The organism is Mycoplasma sp. 3398 (genome assembly GCF_053851555.1).
Genome location: NZ_JBSQAW010000003.1, coordinates 42,059 through 63,367, shown reverse-complemented (window position 1 = coordinate 63,367; position 21,309 = coordinate 42,059). Strand labels below are relative to the sequence as shown.

The 21,309-nt window shown below is 28.5% G+C and carries 19 protein-coding genes and 1 tRNA gene; 9 read left to right on the top strand and 11 right to left on the bottom strand.

The annotated features are described in order from the left end of the window. The 6 genes from ACWXVK_RS01730 to ACWXVK_RS01705 form a co-directional block, all read right to left on the bottom strand. Positions 1–915 carry an NAD(P)/FAD-dependent oxidoreductase gene (locus tag ACWXVK_RS01730; protein WP_456017050.1) on the bottom strand — a complete coding sequence of 305 codons (915 nt, stop codon included), beginning with the start codon at positions 913–915 and terminating at the stop codon, positions 1–3. A 35-nt stretch (positions 916–950) separates the two neighbouring features. Next, the gene (lgt, locus tag ACWXVK_RS01725) at positions 951–1,892 is read right to left on the bottom strand and encodes a prolipoprotein diacylglyceryl transferase (protein WP_456017048.1); all 942 of its coding nucleotides are present in this window, start codon (positions 1,890–1,892) and stop codon (positions 951–953) included. An 82-nt stretch (positions 1,893–1,974) separates the two neighbouring features. Beyond that, positions 1,975–4,812, bottom strand: a complete 2,838-nt coding sequence (gene uvrA, locus ACWXVK_RS01720; protein WP_456017047.1) for an excinuclease ABC subunit UvrA — start codon at positions 4,810–4,812, stop codon at positions 1,975–1,977. 259 nt (positions 4,813–5,071) lie between these two features. Next, positions 5,072–6,325 (bottom strand): hypothetical protein, encoded by a 1,254-nt coding sequence (locus ACWXVK_RS01715; RefSeq protein WP_456017046.1) that lies wholly within the window; start codon positions 6,323–6,325, stop codon positions 5,072–5,074. Position 6,326: 1 nt separating this feature from the next. Beyond that, positions 6,327–7,223, bottom strand: a complete 897-nt coding sequence (locus tag ACWXVK_RS01710) for a Cof-type HAD-IIB family hydrolase (RefSeq protein ID WP_456017044.1) — start codon at positions 7,221–7,223, stop codon at positions 6,327–6,329. Then, complete coding sequence (locus ACWXVK_RS01705) at positions 7,223–7,960, bottom strand: hypothetical protein (protein WP_456017043.1); 738 nt, start codon at positions 7,958–7,960, stop codon at positions 7,223–7,225. The genes ACWXVK_RS01710 and ACWXVK_RS01705 overlap by 1 nt, the downstream gene beginning before the upstream one ends. Positions 7,961–8,091: 131 nt before the next feature. On the opposite strand from ACWXVK_RS01705, the gene ACWXVK_RS01700 reads away from it, so the two are divergent. Continuing rightward, a complete protein-coding gene (locus ACWXVK_RS01700; protein WP_456017042.1) occupies positions 8,092–9,486 on the top strand; it encodes a DNA recombination protein RmuC in 1,395 nt (464 codons plus the stop codon). A 53-nt stretch (positions 9,487–9,539) separates the two neighbouring features. Here ACWXVK_RS01700 and tuf read toward each other — a convergent pair whose 3' ends face one another. The 3 genes from tuf to ACWXVK_RS01685 all read right to left on the bottom strand — a co-directional run bounded on the left by tuf (position 9,540) and on the right by ACWXVK_RS01685 (position 12,040). Beyond that, positions 9,540–10,733 (bottom strand): elongation factor Tu, encoded by a 1,194-nt coding sequence (gene tuf / locus ACWXVK_RS01695; protein WP_438340734.1) that lies wholly within the window; start codon positions 10,731–10,733, stop codon positions 9,540–9,542. 317 nt (positions 10,734–11,050) lie between these two features. Continuing rightward, positions 11,051–11,623 carry a diadenylate cyclase gene (locus ACWXVK_RS01690; protein ID WP_438340733.1) on the bottom strand — a complete coding sequence of 191 codons (573 nt, stop codon included), beginning with the start codon at positions 11,621–11,623 and terminating at the stop codon, positions 11,051–11,053. A gap of 18 nt (positions 11,624–11,641) precedes the next feature. Beyond that, positions 11,642–12,040 (bottom strand): hypothetical protein, encoded by a 399-nt coding sequence (locus ACWXVK_RS01685; RefSeq protein WP_438340732.1) that lies wholly within the window; start codon positions 12,038–12,040, stop codon positions 11,642–11,644. Between the two features lie 127 nt (positions 12,041–12,167). Here ACWXVK_RS01685 and ACWXVK_RS01680 point away from each other — a divergent pair, with 127 nt between their 5' ends. The 8 genes from ACWXVK_RS01680 to ACWXVK_RS01645 all read left to right on the top strand — a co-directional run bounded on the left by ACWXVK_RS01680 (position 12,168) and on the right by ACWXVK_RS01645 (position 18,594). After that, positions 12,168–13,364, top strand: coding sequence for a phosphoglycerate kinase (locus ACWXVK_RS01680; RefSeq protein WP_438340731.1), 1,197 nt, complete (start codon positions 12,168–12,170; stop codon positions 13,362–13,364). Between the two features lie 71 nt (positions 13,365–13,435). Continuing rightward, positions 13,436–14,416 (top strand): aspartate--ammonia ligase, encoded by a 981-nt coding sequence (gene asnA, locus ACWXVK_RS01675; protein ID WP_456017041.1) that lies wholly within the window; start codon positions 13,436–13,438, stop codon positions 14,414–14,416. Between the two features lie 224 nt (positions 14,417–14,640). Further along, positions 14,641–15,786, top strand: a complete 1,146-nt coding sequence (metK, locus tag ACWXVK_RS01670; protein ID WP_438340729.1) for a methionine adenosyltransferase — start codon at positions 14,641–14,643, stop codon at positions 15,784–15,786. A 21-nt stretch (positions 15,787–15,807) separates the two neighbouring features. Then, a tRNA-Trp gene (locus ACWXVK_RS01665) sits at positions 15,808–15,881 on the top strand. Between the two features lie 394 nt (positions 15,882–16,275). Next, a complete protein-coding gene (locus ACWXVK_RS01660) occupies positions 16,276–17,343 on the top strand; it encodes an alanine/ornithine racemase family PLP-dependent enzyme (RefSeq protein WP_456017039.1) in 1,068 nt (355 codons plus the stop codon). A 71-nt stretch (positions 17,344–17,414) separates the two neighbouring features. Continuing rightward, positions 17,415–17,576 carry a hypothetical protein gene (locus ACWXVK_RS01655; protein ID WP_456002289.1) on the top strand — a complete coding sequence of 54 codons (162 nt, stop codon included), beginning with the start codon at positions 17,415–17,417 and terminating at the stop codon, positions 17,574–17,576. Next, positions 17,573–17,962, top strand: coding sequence for a transposase (locus ACWXVK_RS01650; protein WP_456017059.1), 390 nt, complete (start codon positions 17,573–17,575; stop codon positions 17,960–17,962). The genes ACWXVK_RS01655 and ACWXVK_RS01650 overlap by 4 nt, the downstream gene beginning before the upstream one ends. Before the next feature lie 119 nt (positions 17,963–18,081). Next, positions 18,082–18,594, top strand: a complete 513-nt coding sequence (locus tag ACWXVK_RS01645; protein WP_456017058.1) for an IS256 family transposase — start codon at positions 18,082–18,084, stop codon at positions 18,592–18,594. Positions 18,595–18,772: 178 nt separating this feature from the next. On the opposite strand, the gene ACWXVK_RS01640 is transcribed toward ACWXVK_RS01645, so the two are convergent. Both ACWXVK_RS01640 and ACWXVK_RS01635 read right to left on the bottom strand, forming a co-directional pair. Continuing rightward, complete coding sequence (locus tag ACWXVK_RS01640; protein WP_444705059.1) at positions 18,773–19,597, bottom strand: hypothetical protein; 825 nt, start codon at positions 19,595–19,597, stop codon at positions 18,773–18,775. Further along, positions 19,597–21,075 (bottom strand): putative cysteine peptidase, encoded by a 1,479-nt coding sequence (locus ACWXVK_RS01635; protein ID WP_456017037.1) that lies wholly within the window; start codon positions 21,073–21,075, stop codon positions 19,597–19,599. The genes ACWXVK_RS01640 and ACWXVK_RS01635 overlap by 1 nt, the downstream gene beginning before the upstream one ends. Between the last annotated feature and the right edge of the window lie 234 nt (positions 21,076–21,309).

Below are 21,309 nucleotides of genomic sequence, written 5' to 3'. Positions count from 1 at the left end.
TTATTTGATAATACGTGAGGAAATAACTCTTGCCGCAATAGTGCCGTCATTAGTTGCGGTTGTAATTTGTCTAATATCCTTAGCTACAACATCACCGACAGCAAAGATATTTTTGAATTGTGTCTCCATATTTTTATCAACTATTATAAAACCACGCTCATCTAACATTTCTTTGTTAGAAATAAACGATGTCGCAGCCTTAAAACCAATATAAGGAAAAACTGCCTTAATATTCATTTCTTGAATATTTCCATCAATTTTGACAATAATACTTTCTAATTTATCTTCACCTTGAAGTTTTAATATTTCAGAGTTATAATGAATATAAATATTTTCATGCTTTTTTGCATCGTTAATAATTTTTGCTTCAGCTCTAACTATGTCTCTTACAAAAATGTGCACCTCTGATGCGGTTGCTGCTAAAAAAGTCGATTCTTCAAATGCTGAGTTTCCTCCACCAATAATTGCACATGGTTCATTTTTATATAAGGCGCCATCACATACAGCACAATAAGAAACTCCACGTCCCCTAAACTTCTCAATATTTTCAATTGATAATGGTACTAAATTAGTCATTCCACTAGCAATAACAACAACTTGTGCATAATACTCATCGCCGTTTTCTAAAATAACTAATTTTTCATTATCGCTAATGTTCCTAATTTCTACAACTTTTCCATAAATATATTTGGCTCCATTTTTTCTTGCTTGATTTAACATACTTGTTGCTAATTCAAAACCACTTATAAAATCAAAACCAGGATAGTTTTCAATCTTAGATTGTTGAGCGATTTTACCGCCGGGAACAGATGATTCAATAAAAGCTACATTATACTCATTTCTAGATAAATATAAAGCTGCTGTTAAACCAGCTGGACCTGCACCAATAATTAAAACATCAAATACTTTTTTCATTTTTCTCCTTTTTTAAAAAAATAAACATTAGTTTTTTAGGCTAACGTTATTTTTTGATCCTCTGCTTCTTTACGACTTAATAGATCTCTTCTTAATAGACCTTTGTTGTCATTTTTAGGTTCATAAACAATAAAGTAGAATATTTTATGAGTTCATTCTTTCTTATATTTATACACCTTATAAACATTAAAGTTTAGCTTAATTACAAATTCGAATAGAATTAATAAAACCGTACCAACGACCATATATAAAGCTGAAATTACCTTATAGATACCATAATTATCTTGACGTAATGGTTCCATTCCGAAACGTAGAATTCCATAAAAAATAATATATAATGCCCCAGTGGTTCCGGGTCTTAATCAGTTGTAATTGTTTAAAATTCAAACAAGCAAGATATAAGCAAATAAGTTAGCAATTGATTCATATAGGAATAATGGAAGACGATAGTGTCCATTAATAAACATATGGTCTCTAATCAACTTAGGTAATATCTTAAATGCAAACGATGTTTCAGACATAATTTGTCCATAAACTTCATGATTAGCAAAGTTTCCTCAACGACCGATAGCTTGACCAATGAAAACGGCAGGTAAAATAATAGAAAATGCTTTTCTTAAATTTATCCTCTTTGGATTTTTTAAAAATACAATGTATAATACACAACAAATTGTAGCAGTAATAACCCCACCATGAATAGATAAACCTCCTTGCCATACATAAAATATTGTATATCAAGGCCCATTTGGTCATCCTCTATGTTCGATTAGTTGTTGAACGACAAAGATAAATCTCGCACCAACAATAGCGGTAGGCAAAGCAATAAAAATTAGAATTGCTAATTGTTCAAAGGAATATTTTTCTCTTCTTCAGAAATAAGCAACTGTCAGTATTGCACATATCATACCTAACATTAAAGTTAAAGAATATACGTGAAAAGGGCCAACTTGAAGACTAACGCCTGCATAATCCTTCATACTTTCTCCCTTCATAATAAAAAATAATAAAGAATTACTTATATATAATTTATATAAAATTATATTTTAATTTAATAAATTTTTATGATGATTTTAATATCTTACTTAAATACTGGCCAGTATATGAGTAGCTAACATCAGCAACTTGTTCAGGTGTTCCAGTTGCAACGATATTGCCTCCATACTTACCTCCATCAGGGCCCAAATCAATAATATAGTCGGCACTCTTAATTACATCGAGGTTATGTTCAATAACTATAACTGTATCGCCATTATCGACAATTCTATTCAAAACATTCAATAAATTTTGTACGTCATAAGAATGAAGGCCAGTTGTTGGTTCATCTAAAATATATAACGATTTACCAGTAGGTTTCTTTTGCAAATAAGTTGCTAATTTAACTCGTTGCGCTTCGCCACCAGATAATGTTGTTGCATTTTGTCCAAGTTTTATGTATCCTAAACCCACATCAATTAATGTTTGCAATTGATCTCTAATTTTAGATTTTTGAATAAAGAATGTATATGCTTTTTCGATAGTCATATTTAGCACATCATTTATTGACTTTCCATGATATTTTACTTCAAGAGTTTCATAATTATATCTTTGACCATCGCAGTGATCACATGTCACATATACATCGGGTAAAAAATGCATTTCAATTTTAATGACTCCATCACCCTCACATTTATCGCATCTACCTCCGGGTATATTAAATGAAAATCTTGATTTAGTAAATCCTCTAATTTTTGATTCTTCTAAATTAGCAAATATTTCTCTAATATCATCAAATACACCAGTATATGTAGCAGGATTAGATCTTGGTGTTCTCCCAATTGCACTTTGGTCAATTTTAATTAACTTATCGACTTCTAAAAATCCATTAATTTTTTCGTTTTTAACAAGGCTATAATAAACCTTTCTATTCAACGCGTTTTCCAATTCCTTAACCAATTCTTGATTAATTAAGGAAGATTTACCAGACCCAGAAACACCAGTAATTGCAATAAATTTACCTAACGGAAATTTTAGCGTTATATTTTTTAGATTATTAGCAGTAGCTTTTTTTAATGTTAATACTTTACCATTACCAGAACGCCTTGATTTTGGCACCTTAATTTCAAGTTTTTTTGCAAGATATTGGCCAGTAATGCTCTCATTTGTACTCATTATTTTTTGAATATTGCCACTAGCAACAATTTCTCCACCGTATTCACCAGCTTTTGGACCAATATCAACTATAAAATCAGCATGTCTTATTGTATCTTCGTCATGTTCAACAACAATCAAAGAATTACCTAAATTAACCATTTTTTGCAATGAATTCAGTAATTTTTCATTATCTTTTTGGTGCAAACCAATTGAGGGTTCATCCAAAACATATAAAACACCTGTTAAATTAGCACCAATCTGTGTTGCTAACCTAATTCTTTGAGCTTCGCCGCCAGAAAGCGTTTCTGCTTTTCTATTTAAGGTTAAATATTGTAATCCAACATTGATAAGAAAATCTATTCTATGGTTTATTTCTTGCAAAATAAGATTAGTTATTTCTTTTTCAAGGTCAGTCATTATTATATTATTAATAAATTCTTTAAGTTCTTCAATGGACATATTGCATAATTCATATATATCCAAACCATTGATTTTAGTAGCAAGGGCAAATTTATTCAATCTTTTTCCGTAGCATTCATCACATTGAGTATCAGACAAATAACGAGAATAATACATTCGCATTTCATTTGATGAAGTATCAAGGTATTTACGCTCAATTTTTTCACAAACACCTTCAATCCTTTTGTTACGTTCATATTTAATTCCATTTTCAGAAATAATAGTATAGGAAATTTCCTCCATCGAGCCATATTTTAAAATATTTATATGTTCCTTAGATAAATCACCTATTGGCACGTCTTTTGGAATACCATAGTAGCCTAACATTCTATCAAATTCCTGCCACTCAAGATTGCGAGAATTAATGATATTTTTATAAATTAATATTGCACCTTCATTTATTGACATTGTTTTATCTGGACATATTAAATCTCATGATGCTTTTTGCAAGACACCAAGTCCCTTGCATTTATAACACATTCCATTTGGTGAGTTAAATGAAAAAAGTCGTGGTTCAATTTTTGGCATATTAAAATCGCCGTATTTACAGCTATGTGTTGTTGAATATGTGTTTGTTTGTCCTCCAACAACTTCAATAGTCACCAATCCATTAGAATAAGATAAAGCAATCTCGACAGCCTCAGCAACACGTGACATTGTTTCTTTATCATTTGATAAACTAAAGCGGTCAATGATTAAGTCGATGTTTCACCTTTTATTCTTATCCAAAATTGGGTCTTTTTCTAGTTCCAAAATAGTACCATTAGCTTTTATTCTGAGAAAACCGTCCTTTTTTAGTTTTGCTAACGTGGTAGCAAAAGAGCCCTTTTGATTATTAATTATTGGAGATAATATAAATATTTTAGAACCCTCATTTTGCGACAAAACATAATTAATAATATCTCGGCTTTTTTGCGCTGTAATTTCAATTTTATGATTTGGACAATAAGGTTTTGCTATTCTTGCATATAACAATCTCAAAAAATCATAAATTTCCGTTACTGTGCCAACAATACTACGAGGATTATTGTGGACCGTTTTTTGCTCAATAGAAATGGCAGGGCTCAATCCTTCAATACTATCCACATCAGGTTTTTTTGTTCCACCTAAAAATTGTTTAGCATAATTTGATAAGCTATCAACATACCTTCTTCTCCCCTCTTCATAGATGGTGTTGAATGCTAGCGAACTCTTTCCGGACCCTGAAAGCCCGGTGAAAACGACAAATTTATTTCTTGGTATTTCAAGATTAACATTTTTTAAATTATTTTCTCTTGCATTTTTAATAATAATATTATTATGTTTCATAATATAGAATTATATTAATAAAATAGTGTTTTTAAATAGTAAATAAAAAATTAAAAAATGAATATCTATAATAAAATACGATATTCATGATGGATTGTTTGATTTCTAATTATTTAATAATGAATGTTTACCATTTTAAATTAAGAATATTTATTATCATATTTAAAAAAATAGACCATTTTTAGCTTAATTAAGGCCTATTTTTTTATATTTCTATAATACAAGCAAATAATGAAAATAATATATCATAAGAACTAACCTAATTTATTTCATCTTCATCTACCGTTTCTTGTTCTTGGTCTCTTGTTTTTTCTCTTCCTGACTTCTTTTCTCTATATATTTCAAGCACAGTTCTTATAAATGACTCATCTTCAAAGTCCGTAATGTTCATTGCAGGCACACCAGGAACAAAAGTTCCCTGTTTAACCTGAGCAACAAATTCCTTTAATGTTTGAACGATTTCTGCTTCATCAATTCCCATATCAATTAAAGGCTCAACGAAACTTTCTATAAATGCGTATCTCAAATCATCGCGAGTTTGAATTTTTGAAGTATCAAAAGGCAAGTCTAAATCACCATTTTTAACTTTTTCAATCATTTCTTTCTCAGATTCTGCATATTTTTCAGGATTACTTAGAATTTCTTGAATTTTCTTTACATCATTATGTTCAGATTCCGATAATTCTTTCGAACCAAAGAAATTACCTATTGAACCCATATTAAGCAACTCATGGTCATTTAAACTAGGGGCAATGTATTCAAAGTATGACTGATATATTTTGTCTTTACTTCTTCATTCAAAAATTGATGAAATTTCTTTAGATATGGTTGAAAGTTCTAATCTTGAAAGAAGACCAAAATCAAAAAATTCTGTCGTAGCTGAAACTTCCCCAAAAGAAGGAACAAGAGAATTATGGAAAGCATATACGTAATTATTATCATATAAAGATTTTGCTAGTTGCATACCAAAAACGCTTGTGTTTTTGCTATTTTCGACCCTATTTGTTTTATTAAATTTTAATGAATGCTTTAATACCGCATCTGTGTTTTGCTTTAGCATAGCGCTAAATCTTTCGGCCAATGATACTCCAGCGTATTTAATACCCTTCTTAAGAGTAAATTCAAACGAAACAACCGAAAAATCAGATAATATTGCTGTAAAAAAATTTGATTTCTTATCAAGATATTCTATTTTTTTGAATAAAAAGTCATCAACATTGGCAATCAAGCCTTTTTGAGCTCTTGTTTCAAAAGTTATTTCTCTAAGTTCTTTCTCATCGAATTCACTTGTATCAAAGATTGGATAATATGGATTCTTATTATATCCATAGAAAGATAGAATTAATCTACCCAATTCCTCAAATGTTAAATTATCAGATATGATTAGTTCTAACGGCTGATCTTCGCCCAAAAAATCAACTAGTTTGACATTAGTTTCATTAAAAAAAGGAGATAATTTATTAATATTATTAACCTTTAAAATATAATTTTGTCCAATTCTTGTTACCTTCATTTTACTTCTCCTTTATAAATTCATGAAACATATATTTTCTTGTAATATTCTTTAATCGATATAAATAGTCCAAAATAGCTTCCCCTAACCCATTTTGTGCTACATCACTTGTAAAAAGTTTAGCAATTTTTAATACTTCATTAGATGAATTATCCATTGCATATGAATAATCAGTAAGTTTTAACATCGGGGTATCATTATTACTATCTCCGATAGTCATAACTTCTTTTAGCATTACTTCTTCATTGCTATAAATATTTTCAACCATTCATCTAACGGCACTTCCTTTATTAACTCCTAACGAATTAATTTCTATATTGCAATGGGTCACAATAATTTCCATTTTATCTTTTAGGTGTTTGATACTATCATATATTTTTTCATATAGTGTTGTTGATGGCTGATCGTCAATGGCATACAACTCAATTTTAATAGGTTTTATAAACTCGCCTTTCCATAATTTAGGTATCATTTTCTTATTTTTGTCACTAACAAAATGATAATTTATAACCTCGTCAATTATAATCTTTTCATCTTTTAGATAAAAATAATTTTTGTCATCTCAAAAAATAACTTGTAAATTTAACTCATTTGCAATTTTAATTACTTCTTCTAAATAAGAGAATTCAATATTTCAGCTCTTAATAATCTCTGCTTTTTTCACGTCATATATTTCAGCACCAGATGAACAAAGAAGATATCTCACATTTAGTCTTTTAGCTAAATTTAACATGCGCTCTTGCACCGGATTTCCGGTGCATATGTTAAAATCAGCACCATTATCAATAGCAAACCTAATATCATATTCGGTATCTGGTCTTAAATCAAAATTTCGATACAGCGTACCATCCACATCGCTAAAAATAACAGGTTTTTTGTTATTAATTATTGCATACATTATTTAGCTCTTCCTTTCTTAGCTTTAAAAGCTATTTTCTTGCGCTTAACCAATATTGCTATTATTATATATAAAAATAATGCACTAAAGCTAATTGTGGGGACAACATATCCAACAATTTTCCACTTTTTATTGCTATCATTATTTTTATCATATTCTCTATTATAAAACCAATGGCCATATAGAACAATCTTGTTGCTACTAATATTTTTTAATTCCTCAATTTTCTTGGCTTCTTTTAAATATTTTTTCTTTGTTAACCAAGTTCAAACTAATATGGCTGCTTCAGGCAAGGGGAGTTTTTGACTTCTCAAAATTACTATCAATTTTTCATCATCATTTTTTATTTTATTATAGTTATCAACAAGATCAATAAAATCCTTAGAAATATATTTTTTAGCAGTTATATTATTATCCAACGCTTGTGACTCTTTTGATGTTAAATCAGAACTTTTACCATTTATTTCTATTTTATCCAAGGCGTTTAACCGTTTTTCACTACCCCACTCAAAGAATGATTCATAAGTATAATCCTTATAAGAAATATTTTCATCTTTTACTTTTTTAGCCAAAAGAAAATCATCTCAATTAAGCTTTTCATATTTTTGTTTAATAGCACTAAATTCAAGACTTTTATCTTCTTCAACTTGATTTTTATTTTTACATGAAACAACTAATGGTGCAGTTGCAAAAACAGGTAATGTAACTAATGATGATAGAAATATTTTTTTTTGCATTTTCTTCATAATTACAATAAATTTTATAATAATTAAGGCTATTTTTTGAATATTTGAAATAACCAAAAAATATTACATTATTTATGTTTAAATTATTAATAGCATTATTCTAAAAATAAGGAGGTAAAAATATGAATAATCTTTTAATTGCCTTGATTGTAATTAGTGCATTAGCACTAATAGGAATAGTTTCCACATTATCTTATTTAATCACACAAAGATTAAGAGCTAAAAAGGCAAAAACAAAAACTGATGAAATTATAAAAAACGAAATCCAAAATCATCTAAATGAAATTAATAACCATATTGAAATAAAATTAGATAAGTTAGAACCAAATCAAAAAGCTTTTTTAACTGAAATCATTGGTGATAAAATAAATAATTTAAAAAATGAATTAAACAAAACAATAAATGAATTTGGAAAGTCTTATAATGAAATAATCAACAATAATTTGGTTCGAATAGCTAGTGTTATAAAAGAAAGTAATAAGGTTCAAAATGAAGATCTAAATAAATTATCAAATGTTTTAAGAGAAAATGTTAATACAAGACTTGAAGATATAACTAAAAGAAATCGTGAGTGATTTGAAGAAATTAAAACAAAAATAGATAAACACTTTGAAGATAAATTAACAAAACAAATCAATGAACATTTTAATAATATCAAGAGCTCTATGGATGAAATGAACAAAGGCATGACTGAATTTAGCACTATTCAAAAAAGTGTTATTGATCTTAACAAAGCCTTCTCGAACAATAAAACTGTAGGAAATTTTGGTGAATTCTCATTAAGACAAATTTTAGAAAACCATTTTCCGTCACTTAAAAATAATCTCTGATTTGAACAATATAAAATTGATCCAAAAAGTGATGAAAAAGTAGATTTTGTTATTAGGTCAAAAAATATTATTGATGGCAAAGAACAAGAAATCATTATTCCGATTGATAGCAAATTTCCTTTAGATACATGAAATAAATATATTGATAAGGAAAATGAAGTAGATAAAAAGGATGCTCTTAAAAAATTAAGAGATAAACTTAAAGAAATGGCTAAAAGTATTAGAGATAAATATATCAAGCCATATCATAATACTACACCTTTTGCCATATTATTTCTGCCATCTGAGAGCATACACCTAACATTAATTCAAGACAATAACTTTATACCAGCAATATTCAATGATTATAAAATATTAATAATAGGCCCAAGTTTTATGATGGCTTTTATATATAGTTACTCTGTTCAAAACCAAAATTATAGAGTTGCAAAAGATATTGAAAAAATTAAAGATTTATTTATCGAAATTCAAAATAAATACAATGTTGTTAATAACAATATTATTGATGGTTTAGAATCTATTGGACAAGCATCTAAAAAGATTGGAAAAGCATATAAATATACAAACGAAGTCATTAATAAAATTAGCAAAAACTCTAATGAATTAGGCATTCCTGCCCCCGTTATAAAGGAAACCACTGAAAAGAAGAAAAATAAAATAAATGCCCTAATTTCTGATGACATTTAAAAAAATAAAAAAATATGTTGCACATATTGTGCAGCATATTTTTCAAACTAAAATTATTTTGTAATCTTTGTTACAGTTCCGGCACCAACAGTTCTACCACCTTCACGGATTGAGAATCTTGTTCCTTCTTCAACAGCAATAGGTGCAATTAAAGTAACTTTTAATTCAACTGTATCCCCTGGCATAACCATTTCACGTTGTCCGATGAATGCAATTCCACCTGTAACGTCTGTTGTACGGAAGTAGAATTGTGGTTTATAGTTTTGGAAGAAAGGTGTGTGACGTCCACCTTCTTCTTTTTTAAGAACATAAACTGTAGCTTCAAATTCTGTGTGAGGAACGATTGTTTTAGGTTTTGCTAAAACTTGTCCACGTTCAATTTCTGATCTATCAATACCACGTAGTAATAAACCAGCATTATCCCCAGCTTGAGCTTCTTTTAAGTTCTTTCTAAACATTTCGATACCGGTAACAACTGTTTTCTTAGTTGGCTTTAATCCAACAATTTCAACTTCTTCGTTAAGTGATAAAACACCACGTTCAACTCTACCAGTTGCAACTGTTCCACGTCCTGTAATTGTGAAAACGTCTTCAATAGCCATTAAGAATGGTTTTTCTGTTTCACGTTTTGGTTCTTCAATGTATGTATCAACAGCATCCATTAAATCCATAATTTGTTGCTCATAAGCGGCGTCGCCTTGTAATGCTTTAAGAGCTGAACCGGCAATAACAGGTGTATTGTCTCCATCGAAACCATATTCGTTTAGCAATCCACGGATATCCATTTCAACTAAACCAATCATTTCTTCTCTTTCATCATCACTAAACATATCAATTTTGTTTAGGAAAACAACAATTTTAGGAACACCAACTTGTTTTGCCAATAAAATGTGTTCACGTGTTTGAGGCATAGGACCATCAGTAGCAGCAACTACTAATATTGCACCATCCATTTGAGCGGCACCTGTAATCATATTTTTAACATAGTCAGCGTGACCTGGACAGTCAACGTGTGCATAGTGACGCTTTTCTGTTTGGTATTCGATGTGTGAGGTGTTAATTGTAATACCACGTGCTTTTTCTTCTGGGGCATTATCGATTGAAGCGTAATCTCTAGCTTCTGATAAACCTTTTTTAGATAAAACTGTTGCTATCGCAGCTGTTAATGTTGTTTTACCATGGTCAACGTGACCAATTGTTCCAACGTTAACGTGAGCTTTTGAACGGTCAAAATCTACTTTTGCCATTTTCTTTCCTTTCGAGTTAACTATATAAATTTTTAATTTTTTTATAGATATTAAAATCTTTAAGATTAAACGCGTTTAACCACCTAAGCATAGCCTTTCATCTATGTCCTGTCCAAATTAAGGCGTTTAACATTGATTTTTAAAGTAAATAAGTAATGAAATAATTTTAACAAAAATAAAAATTTTTAAAATTTTTTTAAACTTTTATTATAAAAACTTTAAAAAAGTAATATAAATTTTTCAATTTAATTTAAGTTGTTTTTTCATTTTTAATTATCAAAAAATCACAAAATATAATAATACTAAATTAATAGCTATTAATTAGAATCCCTTAAAATTCTACCTAAAACTATTTGCAATTGTTCTAAAGGAACAGACTGTAGTACGCCATTTTCAGCAAGCGTTATACCACCGTTTTCTTCGCTCACAATTAATGTTGAAGCATCACTCATTTCAGAAATTCCCATTCCGGCGCGATGTCTTGCACCATATTTATTATCAATTGACTTCTTAGTTATTTTATAAAATGTAGCAACATAGTAAATTTTATTATTTCTTATAATAACCGCGCCATCATGTAAGGGGCTATGTTTATTAAAAATAGAAATTAAGATCGAAGAAGAAATATTCGCATCCAAAATAATTCCATCTGTTCTTAGTGGGTCTAAATTATCATTATTTTCAATTGTTATAATTGCACCAGTTTTTGTTGCCGAAAGCTTCTCTAGCGCTTCTCTCAATTGATAAATTATTCTAATTTTAGTTGAGCTTCCAAGACTCTTTTTAATAGACTTATTTTTCTTCTTAGCATTTACAATGTTAATAATATAATTAACTGATAAAACAACCGAAATAAAGATTACAAAAAATAAAATAATATATTCAACCATTAAAAACCTCATCTAATTTTATGAATTACCATTTGCTAATTTAATAATTATTATCAAGACAATGATTTGAATAATTATTACAAAAATAATTGCCAAAATTCTTCTTAGTTTACTAATTGGTTTTGCTTGTGTTGCCTGTGGAGAATCAGATCATCTATCGAACTCAATATATGTTTGATACTTCATTTGCAATTGTGTTTGTCTATTCTGGGCTTGCTTAATTATTTCCTTATTTCTTTCATCCATAATATTCATAAATCTCATCTTTTGAAAATAATTAAAAATTTCCATCTCAGAATAATCCTTAAAAAATTTAGCATTCTTCTTATATGACTGAAATTCAGTAATGATTCTTGAGATATTATCGCTCTCAGGATCATAATTCAGGGTTCTTGTATCTTTTTGTTTTTGAGCCATCTTTCTCCTAACAATCAATAAATCATCATTTTAATATGTTTGATTATTAATTAAGATTATTTTATTATAATTACACATATATTAATAAAAATTTTATATTAAATTACTAAAAAATATAGGAGATAAAATGAAAAAAACAATCAAGGATATTGAACTTAAAGGAAAAAAAGTAATTCTAAGAGTTGATTTTAATGTCCCTGTTTCTAACGGAATGGTTATGGACACAAAAAGAATCGATGCAGCATTGCCAACAATCAAGTACATTTTAGACCATGGCGCATCACTAATTATGCTTTCACATTTAGGAAGAATAAAAGCTCCTGAAGACAAATTAAATAAATCGTTAAAGGTTGTTGTAGAAAAGTTTTCTGAAATTCTAGGCAAAAAAGTGGACTTTATTCCTGAAACTAGAGGTGAAGAAGTTAAAAAGGCAGCTTCAAACCTAAAACCAGGAGAAATTATTTTCTTAGAAAACACTCGTTTTGAGGATTTAAATGATAAGGCTGAGTCGGGAAACAATGAAGAATTAGCAAAATATTGAGCTAGCCTAGGAGATGTTTATGTTAATGATGCCTTTGGTGCTTCACATCGTGCTCATGCTTCAACGGCAGGTATTGCAAAATTCATCAAGGAATCAGCACTTGGTTTATTAATGAACAATGAAGTTTTACACTTATCTAAAATATTAGATGGATTCGAAAGACCATATGTTGCTATTATTGGAGGAGCAAAAGTTAGTGACAAAATCAAGGTACTTGAAAAATTATTCAATGTTGCTGATAAAGTTCTAGTTGTTGGTGGAATGGCATATACCTTCCAAAAAGCATTGGGTCACAAAGTGGGAACATCAATTTGTGAAGATGACAAAGTAGAAATGGCAAAACAATATTTAATTGAATATAAGGACAAAATTGTTTTACCAATTGACAATGCTTACACTGATGAATTTGCTGATAAAACTCCTTTATTTACAACAAAAGATAATATCAACATTCCTGATGGATATATGGGATTAGATATTGGCCCACAATCAGTTGAGCTATTTAACGAAATTATCGCTTCCGCAAAAACAATATTTTGAAACGGACCTGCGGGAGTAACTGAATTCAAAAACTTTGAAAATGGAACAAAAGGTATTGCTATAGCTATTGCAAATAATGAAAGAGCTTACTCTGTTGTCGGTGGCGGTGATTCAGTAACTGCTATTAACAAACTAGGATACCAATCAAAATTCAGTTTTATTTCAACCGGTGGCGGAGCTTCTATCGAATTCATTCAAGGTAATAAAATGCCCGGTTTTGAAGCAATTCAAGATAAAGAGTAATAGTTTAATATAAATTAAAAGAGAGTTCATTTTTCAATGGACTTTTTTGTTTAATTTGTTAAAATTCTTTTATGAAAAAAACATGTTTAACATTAAAAGAAACTCAGTTTGCGATTGAAAAACTAAAAGACGTTTTTTCACATAAATTAAGAAGAGCCTTAAATCTCACAAGAGTATCGGCACCTATGTTTCTAAGAAGTAGTAGTGGCTTAAATGATGGTCTCTCAGGAGAAAAACCAGTTATATTTAGACCTAAAAATATTAATGAAGATATCGAAATTGTTCACTCACTAGCAAAATGAAAAAGAGATGCCCTGGCAAGATATAATTTTAACGTTTATGAAGGTATCTATACTGATATGAACGCAATAAGACAACAAGAAAATATTGATAAAACCCATTCTTTTTATGTCGACCAATGAGATTGAGAATTAGTTATAAATAAAAAGGATCGTAATATTAATTTTCTTAAAAAGGTTGTTAAAAAAATATATAAATGCCTTAAAGAAACAGAAAAAACAATTAATAAAATTTATCAAATTTTCGCAACAAAACTTCCAGAAAAAATTTTCTTTATTAGTTCAAATGAACTATATAATCTCTATCCAAATATTTCGCCTGAAGAGAGAGAATACGAGATAGCAAAAGAACACAAAGCTATTTTTATTTACCAAATTGGTTATCTATTAAATGATAATAAGCCACATTCAAAAAGAGCTAAGGACTATGATGATTGGATGCTTAATGGTGATTTAATTGTTTATGATTCAATCAACGATATCGCTTTGGAACTAAGCAGTATGGGAATTAGAGTGGATGGTGATTCACTAAGAAAACAATATCAACTAAGTGATTATGAAATAGCAAAAATAAGTCCATATCATAAGGCTATTTTAGAAAACAAATTACCTTTAACTATCGGTGGGGGGCTAGGGCAATCAAGAATTGCAATGTTTTTATTAGAAAAAAGACATATTGGTGAAGTTCAAGTTAGCATTTGAAATGATGAGACTAAAAAAACGATCAGTGAAAATGGCATAATTCTCTTATAAAATGATATACTTTTACCATAATTAAAATACATAAAGAGTTGTTAGCTTGACGGCGATGAAACATGCCAACCTGTTCGTATAGAATAAGGTGGATAGTCAGAGATTTTTATAAAAAATCTAACATGTATCATTTGTAAGTTTATTTAGTCAAAAAACAACCTATAAAATAGAGTTGTTTTTTTATGTTTTTAATTATAGCTATAGAAATTTAAAGGAGAAATACAATGAAGAGATTATTAACAAGCGAATCTGTGGGTGCGGGACACCCAGATAAAATTTGTGACCAAATTTCAGATGCAATTGTCGATGCTTTATTAAAGCAAGATAAATATTCAAGAGTAGCATGCGACGTTATAGCAAATGATGACCTCATATATATTGGTGGCCAAATTTCAACAAAAGGTTATATTGATACTATTAAGGAAGCATGAAAAATACTTAAAAATTTAGGCTATAAGGAAAACGATTTTAAAATAATTAACGCAATTACTGAACAAAGTCCTGATATTGCTCAGGGAGTAAACAAGGACAACAATAAAGAATTAGGTGCTGGCGATCAAGGGATTTTGTTTGGTTATGCCACTTGCGAAAATGAGTATTATATGCCATGGCCTATTGTGCTAGCTCATGAATTAGTAAAGCGTGCTGAAAATTTAAGAAGACATAAAAAATTTCCATATGCAAAGTCAGATATGAAAAGCCAAGTCACAGTTGAATATGATGATAAAAAAAATACATATACTATTAAAAAAGTTTTAATGTCAATTCAACATGAGGAAAATTTTAATTATGATAAATTTAAAACCTTTATAAAAACAAATATCGTTGACTATGTTTTAAAAGAACATAATTTCAATTTAGATTATGAATTATTAATAAATCCCACCGGTAGATTTGTAATAGGGGGGCCAACCGGAGATACTGGTTTGACTGGTAGAAAAATAATTGTCGACACTTATGGTGGTTTTGCAAGACATGGTGGTGGGGCGTTTTCAGGTAAGGACGCAACCAAAATAGACCGTTCTGCAGCATATATGGCAAGATATATAACCAAAAATTTTGTTGCTGCTGGCATTGCAAAAAAAATGGAAATCCAATTATCTTATGCCATAGGATTGCCTAGACCACAATCAATTTATATTGAGACTTTTGGTACTTCTAAATATACAGAACAGGAAATAATTAATGCCGTTTATAAATTATTTGATTTAAGTGTTGAAGGAATTATAAACACACTAAATTTATTAAATCCAATTTTTCTACCAACCGCAACTTTTGGTCATTTTGGTAGAAATGACCTTAATTTAAGTTGAGAAAAAATTGACAAAATAAATGAAATAAAAGATTTCTTTAAAAATATAAAAAGATAAATTATAATTTTATATGTGTCTAGGGGATTAGTTTAATGGTAGAACAATGGACTCCAAACCCATTTGTGCGGGTTCGATTCCTGCATCCCCTGCCATATCATAAAATTGTTAATAAAACAAGATGCATTACAAATGTATCTTGTTTTTTTAAAAAAGTAAAGCATTTCTTATTAATAGATTTTAATAGGAAATGTAAAACGGCTAACTTCATGTTTTATGGCGATTAGGTTTATTTTTAATTTTTTAATTAGTTATATCGGTATAAATATCTTTTCTTTTTTTCTCAAAATCTGTTAAATTCCGGATTTCTATTTTTTTATATTTCACATTACCTCCTATAATGATTTTAAACTATAGGATGTTGCAAAATAATTGAGAATTTACAAATTACGAACAAAAATATGCCTTATTAAGAAATGGCAAAAAAGAATTTATAATTATTAAAAATAGCAAATAATATAGGAATTAAATTAAAATAAAGGAATAAAAATGGGATACCCAAAAATTATTATTAATGAAACTAAATTCAAAACTAACGTTAGAAGAGCAATCGAAATTTGTAAGGTTAAAAATATTGAAGTTTTAGCAGTAACTAAAGGTTTTTGTGGAAATAGAAGAATGGCGGAATTATATGCTGAGGCCGGCATAAAAAACTTTGGAGATTCACGGCTAGATAATTTTGAAATATATAAAGATATACCAGGTCACAAACAACTTTTAAGAATACCAATGATTTCTGAAATACCAAAAATGATTGAATTATGTGATTCATCATTAAATGGCAATTTAGATGTTATTAAAAAAATTAGTGATTATTGTTTAAAAAACAATAAAAAGCCACATGAAATTGTTTTAATGGTGGACTTAGGCGATAGAAGAGAAGGTGTTTTGCCAGAAGATGCTTTAAAATCAGCTAAATTAATTAATGAAATGAAAGGTGTTAAATTAATTGGTTTAGGATGCAATTTCGGGTGTTATGGTGCTAGAATACCATCTGATGAAACAATGAAACAATTCGTTGAAATCCAACATCAAATTGAGGGTGAACTTAATATCAAATTAACTCATATGTCAGGCGGAAACTCATTGAGTTTACATATGGTGTGAGAAAATCGTATGCCAGAAGAAATCAATGTTTTAAGAATGGGTTTTGCAATGATTTTTGGTACTGAAGATATGTATCGTCAAACAATTGATGGAATGTATCGTGATGCATTTAGATGCGAAGTTGAAGTTGTTGAAGTTGATTATAAAAGCTCAATGCCAATTGGTGCTTGTGGAATTGATGCGTTTGGACATGTTCCTTATTTTGAAGACATTGGTAATATAAAAAGAATTATTTTGGCAATCGGTAAATTGGATACAATGTTTGATGCCATGATCCCATATGATGAAAAACTAAAAATTTTAGGTGGATCTTCAGATCATATGATTATCAACGCTCAAGATTCAGATATTGAATATAAAGCCGGTGACATCGTTACTTTTGGTCTTGACTGAGGAAGTTTATTATATCTATTCAATTCTTCATATGTAATTAAAGAATTTGAAAAATAGTTTAATTTTTGTAAAAAATAACCAAACTTATTGAAAAAGAGATTTTTTAATATGCCAAAAAAGAAATTAAAATGCTAAGTGCAAAAGAATTATATAATAAATATAAATTAGCAACTCAGGAAGAAGTTTACGAAATTATTAAGCAAAATACCAAAGATCTTATTCGAATAATACTAGAAGAAGAGATCAAAAAACACCTTGTTACGATAGATATGAGCATGAAAAAGCGATAAAAGATAACTATCGAAATGGTAGTTATTCTAAAAATCTAAGATCAAATTTAGGTGAAATTGAACTTCAAATTCCGAGAGATAGAAACTCTGAATTTAAACCAACAATAGTTCCAAAATACCAGTATGATATTTCTAAAATTGAAAGCCAAATTATCGGTCTTTATTCAAAAGGAATTTTAACGAGAGTTATCTCTCAAACTCTTAAAGAAATGTACGGAGTTGAAGTTGATGCTACTTTCGTTAGCAGAGTAACTGATAAGATAATTCCACACATAACAGAGTGAAGAAATCGACCTTTAGAAAAAACTTATGCCATGGTTTTTATTGATGGAATAAGGTTAAAGTTACAGAAGAAAATAAACTTGTTAAAAAGTCAGTTTACATAGTTATGAGATACTCTTTGGAAGGATATAAGGATGTTTTGGGTTCGAAATTGGGGAATCTGAAAGTGCAAAATATTGAATTCAAGTACTAAATAACCTTAAATTAAGGGGGCGTTCATGAGATATATCTCATGGCGAGTGATAATTTAGCGGAAATTAACGAAGCAATCAAAGCTGTTTATTCTAAAACACAAATTCAAAAGTGCATAGTTCATCAAATAAGAAATTCGACAAAACATGTTAACTATAAAGATTTAAAAGAATTTACCCAAGATATGAAAAATATTTATAAATCCAGCAACCTGGATGAGGCTTCAAGGTTTCTTGAAATTTTTGAACAAAAATGAGATTTTAAATATAATTATGCAGTCAAAAGTTGAAGAAATAATTTCGATGAATTAGTTACTTTTTTTAATTTTCCAGCGGAAATTAGAAAACTAATTTATACAACAAATGTTATTGAAAATTTAAATAGAAATATTAGAAAAATTTCTAAAAATAAAACTTCATTTCCTACTGATGACTCTTTAATAAAAATAATTTATTTTGCAATTCAAAATCAAGTTGAAAAATGAGAGAAATCCGTTTCTGACTGAGGGGTTGTTTATAACCAATTGCAAATAATTTTCGAATAATAATAATAATAATAATTTAAAATAACCAAATAACATTTAGGAGATTAAATTCTTCGATTTTGTTATGTTATTTGGTTATTTTTACATAATAAATTTAGATTTATGTAAGCTATTCTCAAATCTCTTACTCAAAAAGTAAGCAGGAGATAAATTTACACAAAATTTACTACACTACCTATTAATAATGCAAATTATAAATATTTATCTCTTTTTTGCTACCATCCTTTGCTTCCAATTCTTCATATTCCTTTATTTTGGAATAATCACTAGGTATGTATCTATTTATAAAAATTTTTAAAGTTGCATCTTTTTTATCGTTATCTATTCCAATTATTATAATATCTGCAATGTCCAATTCCTTATCATTATATTTAACCTTATGTTTATTAATAGCTGAAAGAAAAGATCTTGTTTGTAAAAAACTGGGATAAGGTGAATGAATTGTTTTTTTTCAATTTGTTACGTCTTTATAAGTGTCTTCTGAGCTTGTTTTAAAAATTTTAAAATCTTCTAAATCCTGAAATGGTGTAGCATATCATTGCTCAAATTCAAACCCATAGGGTAGAAATTGAGTAATCATTTTTTTAGGAAGATAAAATAGCACTATATCCTTTAAATTTGATATTTTTTCTTCAAATTCTTCTCTAAAATCTCCTTTATTATCTTTTGATGTATTTATAAGTTTAATTTTCAATGGGATAACATAAAAACCCTCTTTCTTAATGCTATTTATATATTTTTTAACTTCCTCTATTTTATTAGAGGTTTTAAATTCATATTTTTTAAAAGGATTTTTAATTAAAATGTTATCGCCCTTAAAGGCATCCTTATAAAGGGTTACATCTTCTAAATAATTTCTATGAGGCATTGATGGTCCGATTGGCATATTAAGACGATCTAAATGTGTTATCACCGAATATATGCTAAAGCCAAGTAATGGAGCACCAATCACAACAGTTGGCACCAGCGCGCCTATTAATGCAATTTTTGTTTTCTTTTTCATTATTTTATTAACTCGCAATCCTTTAATCTTTCTGTAATTTCACTTCCAGTAACAAAATTAGCACCATCCCAAAAATATTTTCCTAGTTCACCTTGATCTTTATTTTCTAAATATTCAAGCCATTTAATGTTGTTTGTATCAATAATAACTTGATTTCATTGGTCATATCAATTAAAATTAACTAGTGCTCTTCCATCTTCATAAACTCCATAAGCTACATAAATATGCGAAGATTCGCCATTCAATTCATATCCACCATTCTTAAATTCTCTTGTATCCGAAACTAGAAATGCTGGTATTTTTTTATCCTTAATAAAATTTACAATATTATTGCTTCTGTTATATCAATAACTAAATGTATAATCAACATATTTTTTGTTTAATAGATTTTTAATAATTTCTTTCCTATTTCAGTATGTTGTACCCTTCTTGAATTTAAATTTTTCTAAAAGATCTTTCATATAAACATCATTTAATTTTGGAGAAAAATAATTTTCTTTTAAATATTTAACTTTTTCATTATTAGTTAAATTGGAAAAATATGTTCTGAGCTGATGAGTTTTTTCATACTCATAATCATAAACAAGGTCACCATTTATAATTTCCCATGGCATTGAGTCATAATCATATATTATTCCTGCATCAAAGGATTCTGTTTTATCTATATATTTTTCTTCTTCTTGAAATCCTAAATATCTAGGATTTAAAAAATAATTATTATAAAGTATCATCTGATTTATGGCAATATAGCCGCATATTCCACCTCAGTCTTCTTCGTTTGTGTAATATTTAGCATCATTAATTCCAAAAACCTTATTGTTGTTTGATTTAAAAAATCATGAATACCTAATTTCATCATCAGCATATAAAAAACCGTTGTATTCATTTCTTATACCATTTTTCTTGAAATCTGTTAAACTAGAATTTTTTACGGTGTTTAAATTCCAAATATTAAAATTGCTAAAATTAACATTTTTAAAATTTTTTTCAATTTTTTTAGATTGATCTTTTCAATCATCGGTCACATTTTTGGTTTTCTTAATAGGCCTATGAACGTCAACGGGAAATGGTTTATCCCTATCGCGAATATTTGTATAATCAAATGATGTTTCGCTATTTCTTAATATTATTGTATCCTTATTAGGAAACATTAGCATCATTTCTGGCGTAAAAATATAATAAGGATTAACTTCTACTATTTTTTCTCTACCATGATCAAAGATTGAATAACCACCATTTTCATAGCCGACTATATAGTTATATTTATCAATATTAAAAAAATTACCTGATATAAATTTAATTTTGGTATCTTGTCGCCCTGTTAGTCTTATAAAATCGCACAAACAATAAGCACCAACTTTTTCCTTATATTTTATTTCTAATGCTTCATCTGTATTGTTACTATTTTTAGTATAAGAGATAACCAATATTGGACTAACCACTAGCGGCAATCCTAGTAAAAAACTTATCTTTTTCATATATCCCCCTTAACTTAATTTTAAAACTTTAAATTTTTTCAACAATAAATGAGGCGTTTTTTACAAAAAAATACATATTTAATATCAAAAAATAGACCCAAAACCCTAACTAGTTTTAGGCCTATTGGTTCTATTATTAACCTTTATTTTTTATAAAATATTCATTAATAAAATACTTCATTCTTACAATTTAATATTTTAAAAATTAAAACATTAAATAAAAATTAATATATT